This is a genomic window from Wolbachia endosymbiont of Nomada ferruginata (genome assembly GCF_001675785.1).
GTDB lineage: Bacteria > Pseudomonadota > Alphaproteobacteria > Rickettsiales > Anaplasmataceae > Wolbachia > Wolbachia pipientis.
Map to the genome: position 1 here is coordinate 1 of NZ_LYUY01000066.1, position 7,850 is coordinate 7,850.

The window sequence follows — 7,850 nt, forward strand, 5'->3', positions numbered from 1 at the left end:
CCATCTGAATGTGCTCCTATTACCATGTTGTGCTCAATTTCTACACTGCAAATCTTTATAAGGCACTTAGTGCTATCTTGAATTTTTATAAATCTGTGTATGTCATAACCAGTGCCGACACGAAATTTTGGCTCTTCAAAAAGGAGTTTTGCCATATTGATATCCTCTTTTGTGGTTAACTTAAAATTGCTTTTTTCACCTTTAATAATCGCAACATGTTTTTTATGCTCTATCATTAGTGATGAATCATCAGTAAATTCTTTGGTTGATTGGTGACATGATAATAGTTCTTTAAAGTTAAAAATTTGAGGAGTTTGTATGGCTCTGAGTTTTCCTCTTGAAATCGTAGATTCAACAAAATTATTACTCACCAATGACATAGTATCTTCAACATCTATTGCTGGAACTACTCCTATATATTGATCATTAATCATAGATTCAACCAAGTTATCTATCAGAACATTTGACACAAAAGGTCTACAAGCATCGTGTATAATTACAAAATCTGGGTTAACTTTTTGTAAGCTTTCAAGCCCTAGTTTAACTGAATTTTGCCTGCTTTCTCCTCCGTATATTGGACTTAGTAATTTAGTGTCTACACCTCCTGTCATCCAAGTAGCTTGACTACTTGTTTCTTTTTTTCTAGATTTCAGCGTCACGCGCTGGAAGGAGTGTACCGCTGATTTTTCACTTAAGTAATGGTTGTACAAGAGCTCCATCGCTTCCCTATAAAAACTTTCATGGTCTCTATTAATTGCTATTCTTATATAATCTATATATTGGTTAGCTAAAAATTTTCTAATTGTATGAAATAAAACAGATTTACCTGCCAGTTTTATATATTGCTTAGGAAGCGTAGAATTGCATCTACTGCCTACTCCCGCTGCAACTATTAATGCTGCTATTTTGTATTTCTTAAGTCTGTTAGTGTGCATATTTATCATTTTCAGCGTAAGTGTATAGTAACAGGTTATTTACAGTTTTAAAAAAAGAGTGTATTATCTTAATGAAGATATAATACGATGCTAGAATGCACATTACTAAGTGTAATAAAGAAAATGAGATACACCTTATATTCTTTCATGGAATAGGGGATAACTATAAAAGTGCTTACAATTATGTACAAGATTTAAAAGTATTGAATAATAGCCATGCACATAAATATCCAAGCGCATTTCAGAACTACATAACTTATGCTGCAGTTAGCTTTTTGTTCCTCGTGGCATCTGTACCAGTGCCCATTGCAATATTACTACTTATAAGCCCCATAACAGCTGGAGTAGTTGGTTTAGCAAGCTTAGCTGCTTTAATTTGCATTTTTTTATCCGTAATGCTTATTGTTATTCCCTTTATAAATAGAGATCAAAGTTTGCTTAAGCCCTCGATAGAAAAAATCAATGAATTAATGGACAAGGATGTGAGGCCTGAAAACATTATACTTTTTGGCCATTCCTTTGGAGGAGCAGTTACATCGGCAGTTTTGAAGCACTTTGCAGACAAAAACGTTAAACTTGGAGGTGTTATTTTTACTAGCACTTTCAGCTCTTTTCATACAGCAATAGAGCATTTTCCGATCCCTCAAGCAAAAATTTTAAGTATGTTGCCCCCATCCATTTTTAAAAAATTGCTAAAGGCTTTAGATCTAGATTTTGATTTAGTGAACGATATACGAAAGTTGCAAGATGAGGGAAAATTGAATATGCCAATAATAGTTATTAATAGCAAAGGAGATCACTTAATACCACAACCTGCACAATTGGTGCACGCAATAGAAAATGATGTATTGCTACGTGGAAAATTGATCAAGACTGTTAATTCGAAAAGGTGTGAAGATGATCCACATAACGAAGTTTTATTCAGTCAAGAATTGGGTAAAAATTTGACTGATCTAATACTTAATAAAATTGATAAAACAATGAATAGATAGTATTTACAATAAACTGTATATTTTTCAGTAAATTGACTATGCTAAAAGCATGCAAAAACGTCATATAACTATTTGTTTTACACTGCTTTTTATAATAGGGATGTTATTCCTGATGCGTCCTATGATTTTTCCATGTTTAATATCTATTGTTATTGCATATTTGTTTAATCCGCTAGTAGTCAAATTTGAAAAGTATAGAATACCGCGTTCATGTTCTGTAATTTTTATAATACTTGTTTTATTAATAGCTTTTATACTAGTTATAACATTTGTTTTACCTATTATATATGTTCAAATTACTTCAATATTAAATTTCTTAGTGAGTAAAGTGCCTTCATTAAAGCTTAAAGTAATCCCCTCTGTATTAGAATTTCTTAATATAAAAATCGAGGATAGCTTATTTGATCACTTATCTAAAAATCTAGCAGAAAATTACAGCAACTATGTATCTTATTTCATGAATGCTCTTGATATTGCTAGTAACTTTATAATCCAAGTGTTAAGTTCAAGCTTTAGCTTGATTCACACAGTATCATTAATGGTGATTACTCCTGTAGTGTTTTTCTATATATTACGTGATTGGCCTTTAATTATAGAAAAAGCTAATAAATTAATTCCTATTCCTTATAGAGAAAAAGTTGCAAATTATTTTTCCAAAGTGGATTTCATTATATCTAATTATCTAAAGGGGCAGGTAAATGTATGTATTGTCATGATGGTCTTTTACTCTGTGAGCCTGAGCATAATCGGATTGAAACACTCTATTGTTATTGGAATTTTATCAGGAATATTAACATTCATACCTTACGTAGGGCCACTATTATATACCATTATTGGGTTCTTGAGCGCTATCACTCAATTTAGTGGATGGTTTGAAAGTGCTGCTGTTTTGCTATTATTTGGTGTTGGACAATTAATAGATTCAAACATATTAGTTCCTTTATTAATAGGAAAAAAAGTTCATATACATCCAACTGTAATTATTCTGGGAATTACTATATGCGCTTCATATTTTGGATTTACAGGTATATTACTTTTTATTCCAATAATAGCAATGTTCAATGTATCAGTAGAATATGCAATCAATAAATATTTTAAAAGTGAGCTTTATAAAAACGGCTAACAGACCTTTTGCATAATCAATTTATGGTAAGAGGAGAAATGAGCCCAGAATACCTGAGATATTTGAGGAGCGTAAGTAAATTTCTGCGCAAAAATTACTACCAGAAAGAGGTTACGTAAGAGGTTCAACGTGCAATTAAATTTATTTAACAACAATCAAGATGATTATAGTCGGCAAAATTACATCGTCTTAGATGAAAATAAGCACGTGTATAATTCGGTAGTTAATGATTTATCTTGGAAATGTCTGATTCTTTTTGGACCTAAAAGCTCCGGTAAAACTCATCTTGCTCATATTTGGCAATCAATAAACGATGCAATTTTTATCAATGTGAATAACTTCGTAAGCGAGATTAGGTATAGCGATGCTTTTATTTTAGAAGACGTACAAAACATTAAAGATGAAGCAATGTTATTACATTGTTACAATTACATGAAAGAAAGTGACAAGAGGCTGCTAATCACTTCTTCAATTTCACCAAAAAAGCTTAACTTCAAACTAAGAGATTTAAGTTCTCGAATATTATCAACTATCAGCGTAAAAATTTTGCCTGCAAGCGAGGAATTATTAAGAATTATGCTAATAAAACGATTTTCAGATAAACAGTTAAAAATTGATTTAAAAGTGATTAATTATATTTTAGCAAGAATAGAACGTTCTTTCTATAGCATTGATAAAATTATAGAGAAGATAGATAATGAATCTATAGGGTCGAATGTGACCGTTCCTTTTATTAGCACTTTATTAAAAAAAGATGCCATTTGATTTCTTCTTTTGTAAAGGTGTATATTAAAAATTTATTAACACCCATAACACTAACGTAATTGAAATCTCTATCTGTCCATGTTAGAATCATAATCAATGTTATGTTATAATAAATATAGATAGATACAGCTAAGAAGTATTCTATATTTATAGTAGAGCTCACTTTATAAGGTGTTTTTTATAGATTTAACGTTATAATTTAACTATGATAAGAGTAAGATTAAATTTAAGAAAAAGGTTAAAGCAAAAGTTTGTGATGTTCACTCTATTGATAAATGCTTTATTTGTCTCATATTTTCTCATAAGAAACACAGGGAACACTTCTAATCAAATTATAGCCAAAGAAATAAATATAGGAGCTGATAATGAAAAATAAACAGTCGCAAAATAAAAAAGAAAATCTTTACATAACATATTACATAGATGCTTTAGCTTCAGAGAGGTCCGCTACACAAAATACTCTGGAAAGTTATCGTTCGGATTTACACCAGTTTGAAGAATTTTTATTGGAAAGCGGCACTACCTTGGTTGGTGTAAACAAAACCAATATTAAAGATTATGTGAAATCTTTATGTACACAAGAAAAATATAAAAGTAGCTCTATATCAAGAAAAATATCCGCTATGAAAAATTTTTACAAGTGTCTATTTAATGACGGAATAATAGATTTTAATCCAGCGCCGGCTAATGATGCTGAATTAAAGAATCCAAAAGTTTCTCGTCCTTTGCCTAAGTATTTAAGTGTCGAAGAAATATTTTTGCTAATGGACGCAGTGAGAAAATCAGCAAGCGAATCGAATAAAGAGATAAGCAGTAAAAGGCTATGTGCGATTTTAGATATCCTTTACTCTTCTGGAATGCGTGTTTCTGAACTAATTAGTATGAAATTATGTGAAGTGTCGCATTTAATAAACAGTAATAACAAAGAATGCTATATAATAATAAAAGGAAAAAGTGGTAGAGAGAGGCAAATTCTTTTTAATGAACAAGCATTGCAGAGCCTTAGAAATTATTTATCAGTTCGTGACAATCTGCTCTCTAACAGAAAGGAGTCTGATTGGCTATTCCCAGGTGATAAACCTAATAAACCAATTACAAGGCAGAGGGTCGGTCAATTAATGAAGGAGTTAGCAAGAAAATGCAATATTGATGAAAATAAAATCTCTCCACACGTGATTAGGCATTCTTTTGCTACCCATCTACTAAATAGCGGAGCAAATATTGTGTTGATACAGAAAGTTCTTGGCCATACTAACCTTTCTACAACACAAATATATACTCATATTGCTAACGAAAAGTTAAAGGACAAATTAGCTGATTCGCATCCTATTACTCAGATGATCAATAATTAAATTTATTGTTTTTAATTTGTAATAAAGTTAAATTTAAATAAATTTATGTGAGTTTGTGATTTCAAGTTTATTGTTTAATTTCTTTCTTATATTATGGGAGGTATTCTATACTTTCATTACTCTCCCTGTAATTTTCTTTTCTGAGTGTGTAATAACCATTTTCCTCGTCTGTTCGGTGAGAGTTGTATTATTCATGCTGCGTTTATTATGTGGCATTAAATATGAAGTGAGGGGAACGGAAAACATCCCTAAGCAACCTTTTATCATTGCATCTAAACACCAATCTCCATTTGAAACATTTATTTTTATACTACTATTTAGAAAAGCGGTTTTTATTTTAAAACGTGAATTGAAATGGATTCCATTCATTGGTTTGCATCTTATAGCGCTGAAAATGATTTTTATTAACCGTTCAGATGGTATCAGTTCTATACGCCATATAATCAAACTAGCAAAAATGCGTATAAAAGAAAATAGAAGCATAATAATATTTCCTGAAGGTACAAGAACAACTATAAACCAAAATATAAAATATCAACCAGGTATTGCTGCTTTATATAGCGTATTATCTGTTCCTGTGTTACCGGTTGCTTTAAACACTGGTTTGTTTTGGCCAAAAAGCATACTTTCTCTGAGAAAGAATCCCGGAAAGGCAGTAATAGAAATATTGCCCCCAATATATCCTGGGTTAAACAAAAATGAATTCTTGCAAAGTTTAGAAAAAATTATTGAAGAGAGAAGCAGTAGATTAACCATAGGAAAAACTGATATTGCAAATTAACAAAAAAACTTTATAATTAAAAGAAAAGTACAGTATTTTAGGTATTAATATATGGCAAATCATAAGAGTGCTAAAAAAATGATAAAGGTAATAGCAAAGCGCACTTTAATAAATAAGATGCGGAAAAGTAAAACTCGCACCTCTATTAGAAAATTGGTTGATATAATCAAGTCTGGCGACAAAGAAAATGTTGTTCTGGCATTTCGGAATGCTGAATCTAATTTACACAAGTGTGTGAATAAAGGTGTTATTCATAGGAATACTGCTGCGCGTAAAATAAGTCGCTTAAATGCAAAAGTAAAAGCATTGATGACCGCTTAATACGGTTAATGTAAAGTTAACTGTATTAATATATACTCTTCAGTTTGTATATTCTGTATAAAATTTAAGTAGCTTAAGTGATGGATAAAAAAGTGCTATTAGAACTAAGTAATGGATTAAAAATCGAGCTACCTGTATTAAGTGGAACAATAGGTCCTGACGTGTTAAATATCAAGGATTTATATAAGACGACAGGATTATTCACTTATGATCCGGGGTTTGTTTCTACAGCTTCATGCTCTTCCACAATTACATTCATTGATGGAGATGAAGGAGTTCTTAAATATAGGGGACATGATATAGCTGATTTGGCAGAGAATAATAGTTTTACTGCTGTGATTTATTTATTGCTCTATGGTGAATTACCCAGTTCAGAGCAACACAAAAAATTTCTTCTCAAAATACAAAAATTATCCAAAGTATCAGAGCAAGTTACAAATGTAATCAAAGCATTTCCAAAGACTGCTCACCCTATGTCGATTTTAATTGCATGTTTTGCAAGTTTGTCAGCATCTTACCATGAAAAGCATGGCAACAATATCAATGGTGAAGATCTAGATTTTGGAATTTCTGCAATAGCACAATTTCCTGCAATTGTTGCAATGATTTATAGGCATATCAACAATCAGGAATTCATAAATGCTAACAATGAATTAAGTTACAGTGAAAATTTCTTAAAGATGATATTTGGCGATGCTGTTGATAATGATAAAAGCGCCCTTTTTGCAAAAGCTCTGGATAAAATATTTACTCTCCATGCTGATCATGAACAGAATGCTTCTACGGCGGCTGTCAGATTGGTGGGATCGGCTGGTTCTAATCTGTTTGCAAGCCTCTCTGCAGGAGTTGCTACACTTTGGGGACCAGCACATGGTGGAGCTAATGAGGCAGTTATAAATATGCTAAAAGAGATAGAGCAAAGTGGAGATATAGATAAATTCATCGAAAAAGCTAAAGATGATAAAGATCCATTTAAATTGATGGGATTTGGACATCGTGTTTATAAAAATTATGATCCGCGCGCGCGCATATTGAAAGACGCTTGCCATGAGGTTCTAAGTAAACTAGAACAAAATAATGAATTGCTCAAAATTGCAAAAAAACTTGAAGAAATAGCTTTAAAGGATGAATATTTTATTGTGCGTAAGTTATATCCAAATGTTGATTTTTACTCAGGTATAATAATGAATGCTATCGATATTCCCTCAAATATGTTCACGCCTATTTTTGCACTTGCAAGAACCACTGGTTGGGTTACTCAGTGGTATGAAATGATAAATGATAAAGAAACTAAGATCTGTAGACCAAGGCAACTCTATTTTGGTAAATAAATTTATTTTCACTTCATTAGACTTCTTGCATAACCCAAACTAAGTAGAAAAAAGGTGTCATCCGAGTAGCTGACACTGGTTCCTTTACGACGGAAGTGTCCAGAGGTGTCATTCCAGTCTGGAATCCAAAAAAAAGGATGGTGTCATTCCGTATCCGTTCAGCCAATGGCGTCAACTTAAGAACTTTCATTAGCAAACTCTCCTAAAGACATGATGGCGTTTAGGCTTATCTACTTTATTGCGGCTGTCC

Annotated in this window: 10 protein-coding genes; 8 read left to right on the plus strand and 2 right to left on the minus strand. The window is 31.8% G+C overall.

The window, feature by feature from the left end; all coding sequences use genetic code 11:
- On the minus strand, positions 1 to 944 hold a 944-nt coding region (locus BA053_RS04365), incomplete at its 3' end, for an IspD/TarI family cytidylyltransferase (protein ID WP_065106803.1).
- 86 nt (positions 945 to 1,030) lie between these two features.
- Here BA053_RS04365 and BA053_RS04370 point away from each other — a divergent pair.
- The 8 genes from BA053_RS04370 to BA053_RS04400 all read left to right on the plus strand — a co-directional run bounded on the left by BA053_RS04370 (position 1,031) and on the right by BA053_RS04400 (position 7,600).
- Positions 1,031 to 1,927, plus strand: a complete 897-nt coding sequence (locus BA053_RS04370; RefSeq protein ID WP_065094627.1) for a PGAP1-like alpha/beta domain-containing protein — start codon at positions 1,031 to 1,033, stop codon at positions 1,925 to 1,927.
- 49 nt (positions 1,928 to 1,976) lie between these two features.
- Entirely contained in the window at positions 1,977 to 3,050 is a 1,074-nt protein-coding gene (locus BA053_RS04375) for an AI-2E family transporter (RefSeq protein WP_065094626.1), read from the plus strand.
- A 129-nt stretch (positions 3,051 to 3,179) separates the two neighbouring features.
- Positions 3,180 to 3,815 (plus strand): DnaA ATPase domain-containing protein, encoded by a 636-nt coding sequence (locus BA053_RS04380; protein WP_065094625.1) that lies wholly within the window; start codon positions 3,180 to 3,182, stop codon positions 3,813 to 3,815.
- A 205-nt stretch (positions 3,816 to 4,020) separates the two neighbouring features.
- The gene (locus BA053_RS07685; protein WP_006279319.1) at positions 4,021 to 4,191 is read left to right on the plus strand and encodes a hypothetical protein; all 171 of its coding nucleotides are present in this window, start codon (positions 4,021 to 4,023) and stop codon (positions 4,189 to 4,191) included.
- Complete coding sequence (locus tag BA053_RS04385; protein WP_065094624.1) at positions 4,181 to 5,167, plus strand: tyrosine recombinase; 987 nt, start codon at positions 4,181 to 4,183, stop codon at positions 5,165 to 5,167. Before BA053_RS07685 ends, BA053_RS04385 begins: the two co-directional genes overlap by 11 nt.
- A gap of 55 nt (positions 5,168 to 5,222) precedes the next feature.
- Positions 5,223 to 5,948, plus strand: coding sequence for a lysophospholipid acyltransferase family protein (locus BA053_RS04390; protein WP_065094623.1), 726 nt, complete (start codon positions 5,223 to 5,225; stop codon positions 5,946 to 5,948).
- A 51-nt stretch (positions 5,949 to 5,999) separates the two neighbouring features.
- The gene (gene rpsT / locus BA053_RS04395) at positions 6,000 to 6,269 is read left to right on the plus strand and encodes a 30S ribosomal protein S20 (protein ID WP_012673338.1); all 270 of its coding nucleotides are present in this window, start codon (positions 6,000 to 6,002) and stop codon (positions 6,267 to 6,269) included.
- 80 nt (positions 6,270 to 6,349) lie between these two features.
- Entirely contained in the window at positions 6,350 to 7,600 is a 1,251-nt protein-coding gene (locus tag BA053_RS04400) for a citrate synthase (RefSeq protein WP_065095328.1), read from the plus strand.
- A 16-nt stretch (positions 7,601 to 7,616) separates the two neighbouring features.
- On the opposite strand, the gene BA053_RS07375 is transcribed toward BA053_RS04400, so the two are convergent.
- A complete protein-coding gene (locus BA053_RS07375) occupies positions 7,617 to 7,790 on the minus strand; it encodes a hypothetical protein (RefSeq protein ID WP_156517996.1) in 174 nt (57 codons plus the stop codon).
- Between the last annotated feature and the right edge of the window lie 60 nt (positions 7,791 to 7,850).